Origin of the sequence: Streptomyces sp. (genome assembly GCF_036566765.1) — a bacterium.
Classification (GTDB): Bacteria; Actinomycetota; Actinomycetes; order Streptomycetales; family Streptomycetaceae; genus Streptomyces.
This window is the reverse complement of the sequence record NZ_DATCVQ010000336.1, coordinates 1-18,197: the sequence shown is the minus strand read 5'-3', so window position 1 is coordinate 18,197 and position 18,197 is coordinate 1. Positions and strand designations below refer to the sequence as shown.

Below are 18,197 nucleotides of genomic sequence, written 5' to 3'. Positions count from 1 at the left end.
CCGTAGTGCGACTCAACGACCTCGACGAACGCATCGTCCACGCCCTCGCGGAGGACGCCCGCCGCTCGTACGCCGACATCGGCTCCCTCGTCGGCCTGTCCGCCCCCGCCGTGAAGCGGCGGGTGGACCGGCTGCGGGCCGAGGGCGCCATCACCGGGTTCACCGTCCGGGTGGACCCGGCGGCGCTCGGCTGGGAGACCGAGGGCTTCGTCGAGATCTACTGTCGCCACAACACCTCGCCGGACGACATCCGGCGAGGTCTGGAGCGGTACCCCGAGGTGGTGTCCGCGTCGACCGTCACCGGCGACGCGGACGCCGTCGTCCAGGTCTTCTCCTCCGACATGCGGCACTTCGAGCGGGTCCTGGAGCGGATCGCGGGGGAGCCGTTCGTGGAGCGCACCAAGTCGGTCCTGGTGCTGTCGCCGCTGCTGCGACGGTTCTCCTCCGGCTCCCCCGCGTAGCCCCGCGGGCCGCGGGAGGCCGGGGCGGTGCGGGCCGTGGTTCCCGCACCGCGCTCCGCCCGCCCACCCCCGTGGGGCGGTTCGTGGACTACTCGGTCGGGTACTCGAACTGCCACGGCAGCACCCTGAGGTCGCCGGTGCCCTCCTTCGTCCGCTCGAAGGGAGCGCCGCTGGTGCACTTCGGCACCTCGTCCTTCAGCGGGTTGTTGGACGCCATCCAGCTGTAGCCCAGACGGTCCCGGCCCTTGCCCGTGTCGTGCACGGAGATGCCGACGCGCTTGCCGACGGCCGGGGCGAGCAGCCCCTCCCCGCGGGTGATCACGCCCGTCACCACGGCCACCTTGCCGCCCGTGGCCAGGCAGTCGACCTTCACATCGGCCGCCGCCGCGAACTCCCCCTTGTAGTGGCTGAAGCTGAAGGTGCCCGTCGCCTCCGACGGCCACGCGTCCTTCGCCAGGTGCGCGTCGAAGCTCATCGTGATGTCGTCCCCGGCCGGCCGGTAGAGCTTCGCGGAGCCGGTCAGCGCCGCCCCGTCCCGCTCGCCGCGCCCACCGCCCCCCGCGCCGTCCCCCGAGGCGACGGCGGAGCCCGCCGCCCCCGCGGTCATCAGCAACGCGGCGGCAACGGCGGCGATCTTCGTACGGCGGTTCATGATGCGGTCCTTTCGGCTGGTCAACCGGACGACGACCACTCTTCCGCCCGCCTCCCCGCCGGGCGTCCGGCCTGGGGACGGTTCCCCTCCGCCGCGCGGCGGGGGAGCCGTACGACCTCGGGAGGAAGGGCCGCGCAACGAATCGCCGTGCACCAGGGAAACCGCGCAACGGTTCGACGGTCGGTCCGCAACGGTCTCGCCTTGTCCCGGCCGGAGCCCGAACCGTACCGTTTTGACGTCTCCCCGCTACCCGCACGTCACCCGACCGAGGTTCGCCCATGCCGCCGCTGCGCACCGCCCTGCTCCAGAGCTCCGGCGTGCCCGGGGACGTCCCCGCGAACCTCGCCGTCCTGGACGCCGCGGCCGGTCGGGCCGCCTCCGCGGGCGCCGGGCTGCTGATCACCTCCGAGCTGTTCCTCACCGGGTACGCCGTCGGCGAGGACCTCGCCCGGCTGGCCGAGCCCGCGGACGGCTCCGGGGCCCAGGGCGTCGCCGCCATCGCGGCACGGCACGGCGTCGCGATCGTGCACGGCTACCCCGAGCGCGCGGGCGAGACCCTGTACAACGCCGCGCAGCTGACCGGCGCCGACGGCGCGCGGCTCGCGCAGTACCGCAAGACCCACCTCTACGGCGACTTCGAGGAGAAGTGGTTCACGCCCGGCGACGAGCCCGTCGTCCAGGCGGAGCTGGGCGGCCTCACCCTCGGCCTGATGATCTGCTACGACGTCGAGTTCCCGGAGAACGTCCGGGCCCACGCGCTCGCCGGGACCGACCTCCTGGCCGTGCCGACCGCGCAGATGCACCCCTTCGCCTTCGTCGCCGAGTCCGTGATCCCCGTGCGCGCCTTCGAGAACCAGATGTACGTGGCGTACGTGAACCGGACCGGACCCGAGGGCCCCTTCGACTTCGTCGGCCTGTCCGCGCTGGCCGGGCCCGACGGCACGGTCCGCGCCCGGGCGGGCCGCGGCGAGGAGCTGGTCGTCGGCGACGTCGACCCGGAGTTCCTGGCCGCCTCCAGGGCCGCCAACCCGTATCTGCGCGACCGCCGCCCCGGCCTCTACTCCAGCCTCACCTGAGCCCCCAGCCTTTCTCCCTCCCCCGTAAGTCCCGCAAGGAGTCCGACCTCATGACGTCCACGGTGCCCACCGCCGTCCAGCACACCGACGCGCAGCCGCCGATCACCATGTTCGGTCCGGACTTCCCGTACGCGTACGACGACTTCCTGGCCCACCCGGCCGGTCTCGGCCAGATACCCGCGACCGAGCACGGCGCCGAGGTCGCGGTCATCGGCGGCGGTCTGTCGGGCGTCATCGCCGCGTACGAGCTGATGAAGATGGGCCTCAAGCCCGTCGTCTACGAGGCCGACCAGATCGGCGGCCGGCTGCGCACCGTCGGCTTCGAGGGCCCGGAGACCGAGGGGCTGACGGCGGAGATGGGCGCGATGCGCTTCCCGCCCTCCTCCACGGCGCTGCAGCACTACATCGACCTGGTCGGCCTGACGACCTCGCCGTTCCCGAACCCGCTGGCCGAGTCCACCCCGTCGACCGTCGTCGACCTCAAGGGTGAGTCGCACTACGCCGAGACCGTCGACGACCTCCCGCAGGTCTACCGCGACGTGGCCGCCGCCTGGAACAAGTGCCTCGACGAGGGCGCCGACTTCTCCGACATGAACCAGGCCATGCGCGAGCGCGACGTCCCGCGCATCCGCGAGATCTGGGCGAAGCTCGTCGAGAAGCTCGACAACCAGACCTTCTACGGCTTCCTGTGCGAGTCCGAGTCCTTCAAGTCCTTCCGGCACCGGGAGATCTTCGGCCAGGTCGGCTTCGGCACCGGCGGCTGGGACACCGACTTCCCGAACTCCATCCTGGAGATCCTCCGCGTCGTCTACACCGAGGCCGACGACCACCACCGCGGCATCGACGGCGGCTCGCAGCAGCTGCCGCTGCGGCTGTGGGAGCGCGAGCCGCAGAAGATCGTCCACTGGGCGCAGGGCACCTCGCTGCGGTCGCTGCACGAGGGCGACCCGCGGCCGGCCGTCACCCGGCTGAACCGCGCCGCCGGCAACCGGATCACGGTCACCGACGCGTCCGGCGACATCCGCACGTACCAGGCGGCGATCTTCACCGCCCAGTCCTGGATGCTGCTCTCCAAGATCGCCTGCGACGACTCGCTCTTCCCGATCGACCACTGGACGGCGATCGAGCGCACCCACTACATGGAGTCCTCGAAGCTCTTCGTGCCCGTGGACCGGCCGTTCTGGCTGGACAAGGCCGTCGACGACAGGGGAAATCCGACGGGCCGGGACGTCATGTCGATGACGCTGACCGACCGGATGACCCGTGGCACGTACCTTCTGGACGACGGCCCGGACAAGCCGGCCACGATCTGCCTCTCGTACACCTGGTGCGACGACAGCCTGAAGTGGCTGCCGCTGTCCGCGAACGAGCGGATGGAGGTCATGCTGAAGTCGCTCGGCGAGATCTACCCGAAGGTCGACATCCGGAAGCACATCATCGGCAACCCGGTGACGGTCTCCTGGGAGAACGAGCCCTACTTCATGGGCGCGTTCAAGGCCAACCTGCCGGGCCACTACCGCTACCAGCGCCGCCTGTTCACGCATTTCATGCAGGACCGGCTGCCCGAGGACAAGCGGGGCATCTTCCTCGCCGGCGACGACATCTCCTGGACGGCCGGCTGGGCCGAGGGCGCGGTGCAGACCGCCCTCAACGCGGTGTGGGGCGTGATGCACCACTTCGGCGGCGCGACCGACGCCACCAACCCGGGCCCGGGCGACGTGTACGACGAGATCGCCCCGGTGGAACTTCCGGAGGACTGAGGCACGTTGGGGCAGTGGGGCGGCCGCACCGGCGCGTGAGCGGTCGCGACAGCGATCAGCCGCACCGTGCGAGCGGCGTCAGCAGCATCCGCCCCACCAGACCCACCGACCGGTCGAGGCGTTCCGTGAACTCCTCGGCCAGGTCGGGCAGTCCGCGCAGCTGCCACAGCGAGCGGGCCGCGAACCAGGCCCCGTCGCGGGCCCGCTCCAGGCTCCAGCAGCCCAGCAGATGGGTGAGCGGGTCCGCGATCTCCAGCAGGTCCGGGCCGGGCATCAGCTCCTCGCGGATCCGCTCCTCCAGGAGCACCAGCAGATCGCCGACCCGGTCGAACTCGTCCTCCAGGTCCCGCGGCGCGCAGTCGAGCGAGCGGCAGGTGTCCACCACCGCCAGGGCGAGGTCATGGCCGATGTGTGCGTTGATCCCGGCCAACGCGAACTGCAGCGGACGCACCCCGGGATGGCGGCGGTAGCGGAACAGCGGCCGCCAGCAGGCCGGTACGGCCGCCCCGGCGGCGAAGGCGTCGACCACCGTCAGATAGCGCCGGGCGAACCGTACGTCGAGGGTCGCGGCGGCCCGCCGGTCGGCGAACGCGCCCGCCTCGACGGCCCGGCCGATCTCCTCGGTGACGGTCAGATAGACCCGGTTGAACACCGCGACCCCGTCGGCCGGATGCCAGGCCGTACGCAGCGCCCGCATCCGGTCCACCACGGGGTCGACCGCCATGAATTGCCCGATCTGCGCCATGGGGGCAGGTTCCCAGCCGCCGGGGCCGGGAGGGAACTCCACGGCCCCGGGCTCACCGGAACGGGCGAATCGCTCAGGGTTTCGCCGAAGGCTCCTGCTCGGAACCGCTCTCGTACGAGCTGGTGCCCGCGTCGAGCAGCGGCTCCTGCTCCTTCATGTGGGCCGGGGCGAAGGCCCGCAGCACGTGGTAACCGGTGATGACCACCAGCGTGCCGAGCGCGATCCCGCCGAGCTCGAAGGTGTCGGTGAAGGTCAGCTTCACGCCGCCGACGCCGATGACGATGCCCGCCGCGGCCGGCACCAGATTGAGCGGATTGCGCAGGTCGACCCCGGCGTTGATCCAGATCTGCGCGCCGAGCAGGCCGATCATGCCGTACAGGATGACGGTGATGCCGCCGAGCACGCCGCCCGGGATCGCGGCGACGACCGCGCCGAATTTGGGGCACAGGCCGAAGAGCAGCGCGAAGCCGGCCGCGGCCCAGTAGGCGGCGGTGGAGTAGACCCGGGTGGCGGCCATGACGCCGATGTTCTCGGAGTACGTGGTGTTCGGCGGGCCGCCGACGGCGGTGGAGAGCATCGACGCGGCGCCGTCGGCGGCGATCGCGGTGCCCAGCTTGTCGTCCAGCGAGTCGCCGGTCATCTCGCCGACCGCCTTGACGTGCCCGGCGTTCTCGGCGATCAGTGCGATGACGACCGGCAGCGCGACGAGGATCGCGGACCACTCGAAGCTCGGACCGTGCAGGGTCGGCAGGCCGACCCAGTCGGCCTTGGCGACGCCGGACAGGTCCAGTCGCCAGTGGTCGGTGACCTGGCCGGCCGGACCCATCGAGTGGATCTTGCCGAAGACCAGGTCGAAGACCCACGAGATCCCGTAGCCGAAGACCAGACCCAGGAAGATCGCGATCCGCGACCAGAAGCCGCGCAGGCAGACCACGGCGAGACCGGTGAACAGCATCACCAGGAGCGCGGTCCACTGGTCCTGCGGCCAGTACACGGACGCCGTCACCGGCGCCAGGTTGAAGCCGATCAGCATGACGACCGCGCCGGTCACGATCGGCGGCATCGTCGCATGGATGATCCGCGCGCCGAACTTCCGCACCGCGAGGCCGGCCAGGAAGAGCACCGCGCCGACGACGAACACCGCTCCGGTGACCGTGGCGCTGGTGCCGCCGGAGGCCCGGATCGCCGCGGCGACGCCGACGAACGAGAGCGAACAGCCGAGGTACGACGGGACCGTCCCGCGGGTCGCGAGCAGGAAGATGATCGTCGCGAACCCGGACATCATGATCGCCAGGTTCGGGTCGAGCCCCATCAGCACGGGCGCCACGAAGGACGCGCCGAACATGGCCACCACGTGCTGGGCCCCGAGGCCGACCGTGCGCGGCCAGGAGAGCCGTTCGTCCGGGCGGACGACGGCGCCGGGAGCGGGTGTCTTCCCGTCGCCGTGCAGACTCCAGCGCACGCCGAGGTTCATATGGTCACTCCCGTTCTCCGGTGCGGCCCCGCCGCGTCATGGCCGAAGCGTTCTGGCCGGCCGCGTCATGGCCGAAAGGTTCTGGCGGCCGGGTCAGGCCGAAAAAGATCAGCCATATGGTAGTGCGCCGCAGGTCAGCGGGGATCCGGCACGGTCTCGGCCGCCGCTGCCTTCGCCGGTGCCCGGCCGCCCGACCGGAGCACGCCCGCGCCCGCGACCAGGCCCAGGGCGAGCAGCGTGACCAGGCCGAACGAGAAGGTCAGCGAGGTCGCGTCGGCGATGCCGCCGATCGCCGAGGGGGCGATCAGGCCCGAGGTGTACGTGATCGTCGCCACGCCCGCGATGGCCTGGCTCGGGTTGGGGCCGCTGCGCGCCGCCGCCGCGAAGGCCAGCGGGACGACGACCGCGACGCCGAGGCCCATGAGCCCGAAACCAGCCATGGCGGTCGCCGGATGCGGGGCGAGGACCACCAGGACCCCGCCGAGCGTCGCGGCCGCGCCGCCGACCCGGACCGTACGGACCGGGCCGAAGCGGTCGACGACCCGGTCGCCGACCAGCCGGGCCACCGTCATGGTCAGCGCGAACGCGGTGGTGGAGGCGGCCGCGAGGCCGGCCGACGCGCCGAGTTCGTCCTTGAGATAGACCGCCGACCAGTCCAGGCTCGCGCCCTCCGCGAACACCCCGCAGAACCCGATCGCGCCGATGACCAGCGCCGACTTCGGCGGCAGCGCGAAGTGCGGCGGCGGCTCCTCGTCGGGGGCGCTGTGCAGGTCGAGCACGCCCTGGCAGAAGAGCAGGCCGAGCGCGGTGAGCACCACGGCGGCGAGCAGGTGGTGCAGTCGGGCGTCCGCGCCCAGGTGGGCGGCGACGGTGCCGGCGGCGGAGCCGATCAGCGCCCCCGCGCTCCACATGCCGTGCAGGCTGGACATGATCGACTTGCCGAGCCGGTTCTCGGTCTCGACGCCGAGCGCGTTCATCGCCACGTCGGACATGCCCGCGGTCGCCCCGTACACGAACAGCGCGGCGCACAGCCCGTACACGTTCGGGGCGAGCGAGGGCAGGATCAGCGCCGCCGTCCAGAGGACGAGCAGGCCGCGCAGCGCGGTGCGCGCGCCGAAGCGGTGGCTGATCGCCGCGGCCAGCGGCATCGCCAGGGACGCGCCGACGGCCGGGAAGGCGAGCGCCAGGCCCAACTGGCCCGCGCTGACGCCCGCGTGCTCCTGGATCCACGGGATGCGGGTGGCGAAGCTGCCGGTGACCGCGCCGTGCACGCAGAAGACGGCGGCTACGGCGAATCGGGCACGCCGCAGCCGCTCGGTACTGAAGACGGTCTCACCCGTCATGGGTCCCTCCCTGTCCCCTCGATGGAGGCGCCCACGGAGGGGCCTCCACGGGCCTTTGCCAGCTAGCGGCGTAAACTATCAGGAACCCTGCCTGATAAATAGACTGGTCAACGGAGACGGCGCACGAGCGTCTGAGAGGATCCCCGCATGGCCGCATCCCCGAGCACCGCCCGGGCCATCAACGACCGGCTCGCCCTGGGCCTGCTCCAGGACGAGGGCCCGTTGACGGCGACACAACTGAAGACGCTGACCGGACTGTCCCGGCCCACCGTGGCCGACCTCGTCGAGCGGCTCCAGGACTCCGGACTGGTCCGGATCGTGGGGGAGTCCGGCGCGGAGCGCCGCGGCCCCAACGCCAAGCTGTACGGGATCGTCGCCGACCGGGCCCACCTCGCCGCGCTCGACGTGCGCACCGACTCGGTCTCCGTCGTCGTCGCCGACCTGCTCGGCGCGACGCTCGCCGAGGCGTCCGTGCCCATCGGCGACGACGACGGATCCGAAGCGGCGGTGGAGCGGGCGGTCGCGCTGTTGGAGCGCACCGCGAAGGAAGCGGGCGTCACCCGCCTGCACAGCGTCGGCATCGGGGCGCCCGGCCTGATCGACCCGGCGACGGGGGAGCTGAACGACTCCTCGGGCCTGCCCGCCTGGCACCGGCGACTCGTGCCGGCGCTGCAGCGGCAGGTCCCCGCGACCGTCCTGATCGAGAACGAGACCAACCTGGCCGCCGTCGCCGAGCAGCGCGTCGGCGCGGCCCGCGACCGCGACACCTTCGTCCTGATCTGGCTCGGCCAAGGGGTCGGCGCGGCCGTCGTCCTCGACGGCCGGCTGCGCCGCGGCGCCTCCGGCGGCGCGGGCGAGCTGGGCTTCCTGCCGGTGCCGGGCACCTCCGGGCTGCCCTCGGCCACGGACTGCGCGGGCGGCTTCCACGAGCTGGTCTGCGCGGCGGCGGTCGATGCGCTCGCGGTACGACACGGGCTCGACCCCCGTACGGCCCTGGCCTCAGGCGACGGCGCGTTCCTCGACGCCCTCGCCGATCGGCTGGCGGTCGGGGCGGCGGCGGTCGTCTCGGTCCTCGACCCCGGGTGCGTCGTCCTCGGCGGCGAGAACGGCCACGCGGGCGGGACAGCCCTCGCGGCCCGCGTCGAGGCCCGCCTCGCGGTCCTCTCCCCGCTGCGCACCGAGGTCCGGCCGACCGCCCTCGGCGACGGCGCGGTGCTCCGCGGCGCGCTGCTCAGAGCCCGCGACGCGGCGCAGGACGACCTCTTCGGGCCGGGTGCGCCCTAGGGCCGGTCCGGCGGTTGAAGCGCCCTAGCCGCCGAAGCGTTGCGCGAGGAACTCCTCGAAGGTCACCCGCCCCAGCGCGCGGTCCGGTGCGAGCTGGTCGCCGTTCCGGAAGCCCCGGTACAGGCGGCCCGGCAGCGGGAGCTCGATCAGCCGGCGCTCTTTGCCCGCCGCCGTCAGATAGGCGTCGGCCAGGTCGGTGAGGCGACGGATCTCCGGTCCGCCGAGGTCCTCGGCCCGGCCGACGGGGGGACCGGTCGCCAGCTCCGCGAGCCGGGCGGCGGCCTCCGTCTTCTCCACCGGCTGGAGGGACACGCCCTTCGGCAGCAGCATGACCGGCGGCTTCGCCAGGCCCTCCAGGAGCTGCAGGACCAGGTCGTGGAACTGGGTGGCCCGCAGCACGGTCCATCCGAGCCCGGACCGTTCGATCAGCCGCTCTATGACGTACTTGGCCTTCAGATGGGCGTACGGCATGCGGTCCACGCCGACGATCGAGATGTACACGAGATGCGGCACGCCGGCCCGCTGCGCGGCCTCGATCAGGTTCCCGGCCGCCCGCGCGTCGCCGCGCAGGATGTTGGTGCAGTGCACGACCGCGTCCACGCCGTCGACGGCACTGTCCACGAGCGGCCCGCCCTCGCGCAGGTCGACGGCGTACGGCGGGCTGTGCCTGCTCAGCACGCGCACCTCGTGTCCGTCCCCGCGGAGCGCGTCGCAGACCGGCCGGCCCAGCATGCCGGTGCCGCCGGTCACCAGGATCGTGCTCATGTCTCCAGCGTGAACGCCGTCGCCGCGGCCCGCACGTGCGGGCCGCGGCGGGGAGCGGGTTCAGCAGGCGCCGAGGTCCTGCCAGACGCCCCATTCGCCGGTGGTGCCGGGCTCCTCGTTCTGCGTCCACCACTTGGCCTTCCAGGTGTGGCCCTTGTGGGAGACCTGGTTGCCCGAGTTGTAGACCTGCCCGGCCACGTACGCGGGCGCGCTGCAGGAGCCGCCCGGGTCGGTCGGCGTCGGCGTCGGTGTGGGCGTCGGCGTCGGCGTGGGCGTGGGCGTCGGTGTCGGCGTCGGCGTGGGCGTCGCGCCGCCCGGCTCGACCACCGTCGTCCCGCGCGCCAGGTCACCCGCGAGTGCGTACGGCGTGCCATTGACGCTGACCGTCCAGTTCGACGGGGTGGACACCGGCAGGTAGTAGTTGAACGCCAGGTCCACCGACGCGCCCGGAGCCAGCGACTGCCAGGCCGGGAGCTTCAGCGACACCCGGTGGAAGTTCCCCTTCAGTCCGCCCACGTTGGTGCCCGTGTGATCGCTGCTGATCACCTTCGTACCGAAACCGGACTGGTCGGAGGCGTTCCCCGGAGCGGCGGTCGCGTAGTCGAACTGGAACTCCGTGCCGCCCGGCAGCGTCGCCTTCGTGTTGTTGGTGATCTTCAGCTTCGGGGTGATCGGGTAGTTGGAGTCGCCGAGCTTGAACTCGCCGAACTCCACGCCCACGTTCACCGCCTGCGTCGGCAGCGCCTGGCCGGCCTTCTTCGCGCCGTACGGGGCGGCCGCCTTGAACTTGTCGTACATCAGCGAGGTGAGCGTGGAGCCCATCTCGTACTGGCCCTTGGCCGCGTTCCAGGCGTAGTCGCCGGCCATCTCCCAGACCATGGTGCCGCCGATGCCGCGGTCCACCACGTAGTCGGCCTTCGCGGCGACCGACTGCTCGTCCTCCGTCGACAGGAAGACCTTCTTCTGGGCGTTCCACAGCCACGGCGCGACCAGGGCGGCGTCGTACTTGCGGGCGTACGTGCCGGTCAGCGTGGTGTTCGCGGGGAAGCCGTACTGGGTGACGTAGTCGCCGACGATCCCCTTCTCCAGGTTCTTGGCGTGCCACATCGGGTTGGAGCCGGCCGGCGACTCCGCGCCGCCGGTGTCCTTGTCGTGCCACAGGTTGTCGATGCCGACCGCGCCGTCGCCGCACTTGGTCAGGCCGGAGCCGGCCGGGCAGGTCGTCGCGGCGGCCTTGCCCCACAGGCCGTCGACGCCACCCTGCACGTTCTTGTGGCCGCGGGTGTAGTACGGCAGGCCGATGTTGATCCGGCCGGCCGGCATCGAGCCGCGGAAGTAGTGGTACGCCCAGTCGGTATTGAGGTAGCCGATGCCGCCGTACTGCGCGGAGCCGTAGACGCCCGCGGCGGCCAGCTCGGCGTCCTTGCCGTCGTCGAAGAGCGAGGCGTTGGGGCCGACGTACTCGTTCCAGGCGCCGTGCAGGTCGTAGGACATGATGTTGACGTAGTCCAGATACCGCTGCATCTGGAAGGTCTCCATGCCGCGCAGCAGGTAGCCGGACGAGGGCGCGGCGACGGTCAGCAGGTAGTGCCTGCCGTCGGCGGCGCCGGCCCGGTCGAGCTTCTCGCGCAGCGACTTCATCAGCGCGTCGTAGCCCTTGACCAGGCCCGCGCGGCGGGCGTTGGAGAGCTGCCAGTCGAGCGGGTTGCCGGCGTCCTTCATCGTCGTCGGGTACTCGTAGTCGATGTCGACGCCGTTGAAGCCGTACTTCTTGATGAACGCGACGGCCGAGTCCGCGAAGGTGTCGATGCCGGCCTGGTTGACCGAGCCGTCGGCGTTGGTCGCCATCGAGTAGAACCCGCCGGAGTTCACCCGGGCGCCGTTGTCGTCGAAGTAGCCGCCGGTCTCCGCCCAGCCGCCGACCGAGATCAGCGTCTTGACGTCCGGGTGCTGCTTCTTGAACTTGTTGAGCAGGTTGAAATGGCCCTTGTAGGCGTACGCGGGGTCCATCTCCGCGCCCGCGACGCCCGGCCAGGTCATCCCGGTGGCGGCGTTGTTCGGTCCGTCCGTGCCGACCGACAGCTTGTTGTCGGAACCGATGTGCCCGAAGGCGTAGTTGACATGGGTGACCTTGTCCCACGGGATGTCGTCCGCGAGGTAGGCCGGCTCGCCGTTCTTGCCGGTGCGCCAGCCGGTGAAGTAGCCGATGACCCGGCGCTGGTGGTCCGCGCCCATCTTCTCGCGGCCCTCGGTGTCGTAGACCGAGCAGTACGGGACGTCGACGCCCGCTGTCTTGTACAGCCCGTCCGGGCGACAGCTCTCGTTGTCGGCGGCGTACGAGACTCCGCCGGAGAGCGAGCTGAACAGCAGTCCGGCGGCGGCGAGGCCGGACGCGAGCAGCGTGACTCTCTGCTTCGTGGGGGACGGCACGATCGGTTCCTCCAGGGGAGGTCGGCTGAACACAACGAACAAGGGGGTGGGTCGTGTTGGGCCCGTGGAGTGCGCACGCCGACGGGCCGTACCTCGGAGGTGACACGGAGATTAAGAGGACTAGACCAGTTGGTCAATAGGTCTGGACCAAAGTCGGCGATTCCCGCCTGTTGTGAGCCAGCCCACAGGGGGTGCCCTTATGGCCGACGGCCGCCCGTGGCACACTGGCCCTGTATCAGCAGCAGCGCACTCCGGGGTCGGTGTAATTCCGAACCGGCGGTATAGTCCGCGACCCGTCCGCAGCCAGCGGCCGGTTGACCAGGTGAGATTCCTGGACCGACGGTGAAAGTCCGGATGGGAGGCAGTGCGCGGCGGGCGACCCTCTTTCGGGTACGCAAGCCGTATTGCGCTGATCGTCGCCGTCGGCTTGTCCGGCGCGCGCGGCGATCCGGCGTATCCGGCCTTGTCGTCCCCCCTGCGAGGCGTTGTTCCCGCTCTCTGTCGTCATCGACAGGCCCCGGAGTCCGTGCCCGAAGAGGCAGGAGGACCCGGTGGCAGACCAGGCCGACATCACCGCCATGCGGCGCGCCGTCACGCTCGCCGCCCGCGGCCTCGGCTCCACCAGCCCCAACCCCGTCGTCGGCTGCGTCGTCCTCGACGCCTCCGGCCACCAGGTCGGCGAGGGCTGGCATCAGCGCGCAGGCGGCCCGCACGCCGAGGTCCACGCCCTGCGCGCGGCCGGCGCCCTCGCTCGCGGCGGCACCGCGTACGTCACCCTCGAACCCTGCGCCCACACCGGCCGCACCGGCCCCTGCGCCCAGGCCCTGATCGAGGCCGGGATCAGCCGCGTCGTGTACGCGGTCGGCGACCCGAACCCGCAGGCCAGCGGGGGCGCGGACGTCCTGCGCGCGGCCGGTGTCGAGGTCGAGCAGGGCCTTCTGGCGGACGAGGCCGAGGCGGTCAACATCGCCTGGCTGACGTCCGTGCGCCGAGGCCGCCCCTTCGTCCGCTGGAAGTACGCCGCCACGCTCGACGGCCGGATCGCCGCCGCCGACGGCACCTCCCGCTGGATCAGCTCCGCCGAGTCCCGGGCCGACGTGCACCGGCTGCGCGCCGAGGCCGACGCCGTGGTCGTCGGCGGCGGGACACTGCGCGCGGACGACCCGCACCTCGCCGTCCGCGGCATCGAGGGGGCCGTCCAGCCGCTGCGGGTCGCCATCGACACGCGCGCCACGATCCTGCCGACCGCCCGCGTCCTCGACGACGCCGCGCCCACCCTCCTCGTCGTGGGGGAGGACGCAGACACCCGGCACCTGCCCGGCGTCGAACTGCTCCGGCTGCCCCTGCACGACGGCCGCATCGGTGTGCACGACCTGCTCCCGCGGCTGTACGCACGGGGTGTGCGCTCGATCCTCCTCGAAGGCGGCCCCACCCTCACGGGCGCATTCGTCCTCGGCGGAGCCGTCGACCAGGTCGTCGGCTACCTCGCCCCCGTCCTCCTCGGCGCGGGCCCCGCGGCCCTCGTCGACGCCGGAATCACCACCATCACCCGAGCGTTGCGGCTCGACATCACCGAGACCGTCCGCATCGGCCCCGACCTCCGCATCACCGCAACTCCCAAGGAGCGCTGACCGTGTTCACCGGAATCGTCGAAGAACTGGGTGAGGTCACCGCCGTCGAGAAGCTGGACGACGCGTCCCGCTTCCGACTGCGCGGCCCCCTCGTGACGCAGGACGCCAAGCACGGCGACTCCATCGCCGTCAACGGCGTCTGTCTGACGGTCGTGGAGTCCGGCGACGGCGAGTTCACCGCCGACGTCATGGCCGAGACCCTGAAGCGCTCCTCGCTCGGCGCGCTGGAGGTCGGCTCCCGGGTCAACCTGGAGCGCCCGATGGCCGTAGGCGACCGCCTCGGCGGACACATCGTCCAGGGCCACGTGGACGGCACCGGCAGCGTCCTCGACCGGACCCCCTCCGAGAACTGGGAGATCGTCAGGATCGCGCTGCCCGCGCACCTGTCCAAGTACGTCGTCGAGAAGGGCTCCATCACGGTCGACGGCATCAGCCTCACCGTCGTGGAGGCCGCCGAGGACTGGTTCACCGTCAGCCTCATCCCCACCACCCTCGCGCTGACCACGCTCGGCATCAAGCAGAGCGGCGACCCGGTCAACCTCGAGGTCGACGTCATCGCCAAGTACGTCGAGCGGCTGCTCGGCCCGAACGCCCAGGAGACCGTCAAGTGAACTGGCTCAACTCCGAGGCGTTCACCGTCCTCGGGCAGCACATCATGTGGTCCGACATGATCGGCAACACGATCGGACTGGTCGCCCTCGCCCTCGGCTGGCGGCGCTCTGTCCTCACCTGGCCCGCCCAGCTGCTGTCCGGCCTGATCCTCGTCGGCGCGTACGCCTCCGCCCACCTCAGCGGCGGCGTCGGCAAGCAGCTCCTGGTCATCGCCGTCGCGGGCTGGGGCTGGTGGCAGTGGACCCGCGGCAGGCAGCAGGCCCAGGACGGCTCCATCGCCGTCCGCTTCGCCAGCTGGAAGGAGCGCGGGCTGCTCCTCGCCGGGGCGGTCCTCGGCACCCTCGCCGTCGGCGGGCTGTTCACGCTCTACCCGTCGCTCTCCTGGAGCCCGTGGGCCGACGCGTACATCTTCGTCGGCACGCTGGTCGCGATGGTCGCCCAGGCCCGCGGTCTGGTCGAGTTCTGGTTCGCCTGGCTCCTCGTCGACCTGGTCGGCGTGCCCCTCGCGTTCAACAGCGGTCTCGCCTTCTCCGGGATCGTCTACGTGATCTACTTCGCCCTCGTCATCTGGGGCATGCGCGACTGGTGGCTCCGGACGCGTACGGCCCCCGCTCTGGAAGGAGCCATGCTGTGAGCGACGCGTGCGCGGCCACCGGGCCGCAGCTGACATCGAAGCCCGCACCAATGCGCCGCGCAGGCGGAGAAGCGAACGAAAGGGGTGCGGCATGAGCGCGCTGCCGATCTGGGACAACGACGACCTGGCCCTCGACCCCGTCGAGCAGGCCATCCGCGACATCGCCGCGGGCCGCCCCGTCGTCGTGGTCGACGACGAGGACCGCGAGAACGAGGGCGACCTCGTCATCGCGGCCGAGAAGGCCACCCCCGAGGTCGTCGCCTTCATGATGAGCGAGTGCCGCGGCCTGATCTGCGCGCCCATGGAGAGCGACGAGCTGGAGCGCCTCCAGCTGCCGCAGATGGTCGAGCACAACACCGAGTCGATGCGGACCGCCTTCACCGTCTCCGTCGACGCCGGCCCCTCGCACGGCGTCACCACCGGCATCTCCGCCGCCGACCGCGCCATCACCCTGCAGATGCTCGCCAGCGGGGAGTACGAGCCCGGCGACTTCGTCCGGCCCGGCCACATCTTCCCGCTGCGCGCCAAGGAAGGCGGCGTCCTGGTCCGCAACGGCCACACCGAGGCCGCGGTCGACCTGGCCCGGCTGGCCGGCCTGCGCCCGGCCGGCGCGATCGTGGAGATCGCCGGCGAGGACGGCGTCATGCTCCGGCTGCCCGAGCTGATCCCGTTCGCCCGCAAGCACGGCCTCACGATCATCTCCATCGAGGACCTGATCGCCTACCGCCGCTCCGCCGAGCCGACCGTCCGCCGCGAGGCCGAGGTCGCCCTGCCCACCGCGCACGGCGACTTCACCGCGTACGGCTACCGCTCCATCGTCGACGGCGTCGAGCACATCGCCCTCGTCCACGGCGAGATCGGCGACGGCGAGGACGTCCTGGTCCGGGTCCACTCCGAGTGCCTGACCGGCGACATCTTCCACTCGCTGCGCTGCGACTGCGGCCCTCAGCTGCAGGCCTCCATGGAGCGGATCACCGAGGCCGGCCGCGGCGTGGTCGTCTACCTGCGCGGCCACGAGGGCCGCGGCATCGGCCTGCTGTCCAAGCTGCGCGCGTACGAGCTCCAGGAGCGCGGCCGCGACACCCTCGACGCCAACCTGGAGCTCGGGCTGCCCGCCGACGCCCGCGACTACGCGGCCGGCGCGCAGATCCTCGCCGACCTCGGCGTCCGCAGCCTCCGGCTGATGACCAACAACCCCGACAAGATCGACGCCCTCACCCGGCACGGCCTCAAGGTCGAGGGCCGCGAGCCCATGCCGGTCCAGGCGGGCGAGCACAACCTGCGCTACCTGACCACCAAGCGGGACCGGATGGGGCACGACCTGCCCTGGCTGGACGGCGCGAGCGCCTCCACCTGCGGCAACCAGTAAGTCAGCGATCAGTACGGAACAAGGAGAAACATGAGCGGCAAGGGCGCACCCGTCCTCAGCGTGAAGAACTGCGGCGACCTCCGGGTCGCGGTGATCGCTGCCCAGTGGCACGAGAAGATCATGGACGGTCTCGTCGACGGCGCCCTGCGCGCCCTCTCCGAGCTCGGCATCGACGAGCCGACCCTGCTGCGCGTCCCGGGCAGCTTCGAGCTCCCGGTCGTGGCGAAGGTACTCGCCGGTCGCGGTTACGATGCCATCGTCGCCCTCGGCGTCGTCATCCGCGGCGGAACGCCGCACTTCGAGTACGTGTGCCAGGGCGTCACCCACGGCCTCACCCAGGTCTCGATCGACACCGGCGTACCCGTCGGCTTCGGCGTCCTGACCGTGGACAACGAGGAGCAGGCCCTGGACCGGGCCGGCCTCGAGGGGTCGAGCGAGGACAAGGGCCACGAGGCCGTCACCGCCGCCGTCGCCACCGCGACGACGCTGCGCACGGTCAGCGAACCCTGGCGCTGAGTGCCGATTCTCACCCCGTACTCTTAGGACCATCATGGCGAACGAAACCCGTAAGAGCTTCGAAGAGCTCTTCGCCGAGCTCAAGCTCAAGGCCGAGACCGGCGACCCCGCCACCTCCCGCACCGCGGAACTGGTGGACAAGGGCGTCCATGCGATCGGCAAGAAGGTCGTCGAGGAGGCCGCCGAGGTCTGGATGGCTGCCGAGTACGAGGGCAAGGAAGCCGCCGCCGAGGAGATCTCGCAGCTGCTGTACCACGTCCAGGTGATGATGGTCGCCCGCGGGATCTCGCTCGACGACGTCTACGCCCACCTCTGAGCACCGAGCACCTCCCCCAAGCTCGCGGCTTCGCTCGAGCAGGGGGGACCCCCATCCCCGAAACTCCTGAGGCAAAGGAAGCCCACCCCATGCTGCGCATCGCCGTCCCCAACAAGGGTTCTCTCTCCGGACCTGCGATGGAGATGCTCCATGAGGCGGGCTACCGGCAGCGCAAGGAGTCCAAGGAGCTCGTGGTCGTCGACCCCGAGAACGGGGTGGAGTTCTTCTACCTCCGCCCCAAGGACATCGCGATCTACGTCTCCTCGGGCAAGCTCGACATCGGCATCACCGGCCGTGACCTGCTGCTCGACTCCGGCGCGAGCGCCGAGGAGATCCTGCCGCTGAACTTCGGCCGCTCCACCTTTCGCTACGCCACCAAGCCCGGCACGGCGAAGGGCCCCGAGGACTTCCAGGGCATGACGATCGCGACCTCGTACGAGGGCATCGTCGCCAAGCACCTCGCCGACCTGGGCATCGACGCCTCCGTCGTCCACCTGGACGGCGCGGTCGAGACCGCCATCCAGCTCGGCGTCGCCCAGATCATCGCGGACGTCGTCGAGACCGGCACCAGCCTGCGCAACGCCGGCCTCGAGGTCATCGGCGAGCCGATCCTCACCTCCGAGGCCGTCGTCATCCGGGGCAACGGCACCGACGCCGAGAGCCCGCAGGCCGAGCAGTTCCTGCGCCGCCTCCAGGGCGTCCTGGTGGCCCGCAGCTACGTGATGATGGACTACGACTGCCGCGTCGAGCACCTGGAGCGCGCGGTGGCCCTCACCCCGGGCCTGGAGTCGCCGACCATCTCCCCGCTGCACCACGAGGGCTGGGTCGCCGTCCGTTCCATGGTCGCCGCCAAGGAGGCCCAGCGGATCATGGACGACCTGTACGAGCTCGGCGCGCGGGCGATCCTCACCACGGCCATCCACGCCTGCAGGCTCTGAGAATGCCGGAGACCATGTCCGCCGACGCGCCCCAAATCCCCGCGCTTCCGGTCACGTTCAGGCCCACCCGCACCCGGGTCGTCCTGCTGACCGTGGGCGCGGTGATGTTCGCCGTGATCACCGCGGTCGCCCTGCTGCTCGAAAAGCTCAGCGCGGGGGAGCGGAGCAGCTTCATCTTCACCGCGCTGCTC

At 71.5% G+C, this 18,197-nt stretch carries 17 protein-coding genes, 1 pseudogene and 1 riboswitch; of the genes and pseudogenes, 12 read left to right on the top strand and 6 right to left on the bottom strand.

Annotation, left to right across the window (positions count from 1 at the left end; all coding sequences use genetic code 11):
* Nucleotides 1-5 precede the first annotated feature (5 nt).
* Complete coding sequence (locus VIU94_RS19895; RefSeq protein WP_331913181.1) at nt 6-461, top strand: Lrp/AsnC family transcriptional regulator; 456 nt, start codon at nt 6-8, stop codon at nt 459-461.
* Nucleotides 462-549: 88 nt separating this feature from the next.
* Here the strand turns inward: VIU94_RS19895 and VIU94_RS19890 are convergent, their stop codons facing one another.
* Nucleotides 550-1,113: a Repetin gene (locus VIU94_RS19890; RefSeq protein ID WP_331913180.1), complete on the bottom strand. Its 564-nt coding sequence runs from the start codon at nt 1,111-1,113 to the stop codon at nt 550-552.
* A gap of 278 nt (nt 1,114-1,391) precedes the next feature.
* Between VIU94_RS19890 and VIU94_RS19885 the strand changes: the two genes are divergently transcribed.
* The gene (locus VIU94_RS19885; RefSeq protein ID WP_331913179.1) at nt 1,392-2,189 is read left to right on the top strand and encodes a carbon-nitrogen hydrolase family protein; all 798 of its coding nucleotides are present in this window, start codon (nt 1,392-1,394) and stop codon (nt 2,187-2,189) included.
* 50 nt (nt 2,190-2,239) lie between these two features.
* The gene (locus tag VIU94_RS19880; protein ID WP_331913178.1) at nt 2,240-3,949 is read left to right on the top strand and encodes a flavin monoamine oxidase family protein; all 1,710 of its coding nucleotides are present in this window, start codon (nt 2,240-2,242) and stop codon (nt 3,947-3,949) included.
* A gap of 55 nt (nt 3,950-4,004) precedes the next feature.
* On the opposite strand, the gene VIU94_RS19875 is transcribed toward VIU94_RS19880, so the two are convergent.
* The 3 genes from VIU94_RS19875 to VIU94_RS19865 all read right to left on the bottom strand — a co-directional run bounded on the left by VIU94_RS19875 (nt 4,005) and on the right by VIU94_RS19865 (nt 7,511).
* A complete protein-coding gene (locus tag VIU94_RS19875) occupies nt 4,005-4,694 on the bottom strand; it encodes a DUF5995 family protein (RefSeq protein ID WP_331913177.1) in 690 nt (229 codons plus the stop codon).
* Nucleotides 4,695-4,767: 73 nt separating this feature from the next.
* Complete coding sequence (locus VIU94_RS19870) at nt 4,768-6,168, bottom strand: uracil-xanthine permease family protein (protein WP_331913176.1); 1,401 nt, start codon at nt 6,166-6,168, stop codon at nt 4,768-4,770.
* 134 nt (nt 6,169-6,302) lie between these two features.
* Entirely contained in the window at nt 6,303-7,511 is a 1,209-nt protein-coding gene (locus tag VIU94_RS19865; RefSeq protein ID WP_331913175.1) for an MFS transporter, read from the bottom strand.
* 147 nt (nt 7,512-7,658) lie between these two features.
* Between VIU94_RS19865 and VIU94_RS19860 the strand changes: the two genes are divergently transcribed.
* Entirely contained in the window at nt 7,659-8,795 is a 1,137-nt protein-coding gene (locus VIU94_RS19860) for an ROK family transcriptional regulator (protein WP_331913174.1), read from the top strand.
* Nucleotides 8,796-8,819: 24 nt separating this feature from the next.
* On the opposite strand, the gene VIU94_RS19855 is transcribed toward VIU94_RS19860, so the two are convergent.
* Nucleotides 8,820-9,560, bottom strand: coding sequence for an SDR family oxidoreductase (locus VIU94_RS19855; protein ID WP_331913173.1), 741 nt, complete (start codon nt 9,558-9,560; stop codon nt 8,820-8,822).
* Between the two features lie 60 nt (nt 9,561-9,620).
* Nucleotides 9,621-11,990 (bottom strand): chitinase C-terminal domain-containing protein, encoded by a 2,370-nt coding sequence (locus VIU94_RS19850; RefSeq protein WP_331913172.1) that lies wholly within the window; start codon nt 11,988-11,990, stop codon nt 9,621-9,623.
* A gap of 242 nt (nt 11,991-12,232) precedes the next feature.
* Nucleotides 12,233-12,362, top strand: a riboswitch (FMN riboswitch).
* A 179-nt stretch (nt 12,363-12,541) separates the two neighbouring features.
* Here VIU94_RS19850 and ribD point away from each other — a divergent pair.
* From ribD to VIU94_RS19810, 8 genes and pseudogenes are all read left to right on the top strand, one after another.
* The gene (ribD, locus tag VIU94_RS19845) at nt 12,542-13,621 is read left to right on the top strand and encodes a bifunctional diaminohydroxyphosphoribosylaminopyrimidine deaminase/5-amino-6-(5-phosphoribosylamino)uracil reductase RibD (protein WP_331913171.1); all 1,080 of its coding nucleotides are present in this window, start codon (nt 12,542-12,544) and stop codon (nt 13,619-13,621) included.
* A 2-nt stretch (nt 13,622-13,623) separates the two neighbouring features.
* Entirely contained in the window at nt 13,624-14,232 is a 609-nt protein-coding gene (locus VIU94_RS19840; protein ID WP_331913170.1) for a riboflavin synthase, read from the top strand.
* 44 nt (nt 14,233-14,276) lie between these two features.
* Nucleotides 14,277-14,867, top strand: coding sequence for a nicotinamide mononucleotide transporter family protein (locus VIU94_RS19835; protein WP_331913191.1), 591 nt, complete (start codon nt 14,277-14,279; stop codon nt 14,865-14,867).
* A gap of 91 nt (nt 14,868-14,958) precedes the next feature.
* Nucleotides 14,959-16,236, top strand: coding sequence for a bifunctional 3,4-dihydroxy-2-butanone-4-phosphate synthase/GTP cyclohydrolase II (locus VIU94_RS19830; protein WP_331913169.1), 1,278 nt, complete (start codon nt 14,959-14,961; stop codon nt 16,234-16,236).
* Between the two features lie 30 nt (nt 16,237-16,266).
* Nucleotides 16,267-16,752, top strand: a complete 486-nt coding sequence (gene ribH, locus VIU94_RS19825; RefSeq protein ID WP_024760819.1) for a 6,7-dimethyl-8-ribityllumazine synthase — start codon at nt 16,267-16,269, stop codon at nt 16,750-16,752.
* A 34-nt stretch (nt 16,753-16,786) separates the two neighbouring features.
* On the top strand, nt 16,787-17,068 hold the full coding sequence (locus tag VIU94_RS19820; RefSeq protein ID WP_309049467.1) for a phosphoribosyl-ATP diphosphatase: 282 nt from the start codon (nt 16,787-16,789) through the stop codon (nt 17,066-17,068).
* 89 nt (nt 17,069-17,157) lie between these two features.
* The gene (hisG, locus tag VIU94_RS19815) at nt 17,158-18,006 is read left to right on the top strand and encodes an ATP phosphoribosyltransferase (RefSeq protein WP_331913168.1); all 849 of its coding nucleotides are present in this window, start codon (nt 17,158-17,160) and stop codon (nt 18,004-18,006) included.
* A gap of 14 nt (nt 18,007-18,020) precedes the next feature.
* Nucleotides 18,021-18,197 (top strand): annotated as a pseudogene (locus VIU94_RS19810) (PH domain-containing protein); the annotation flags it as partial.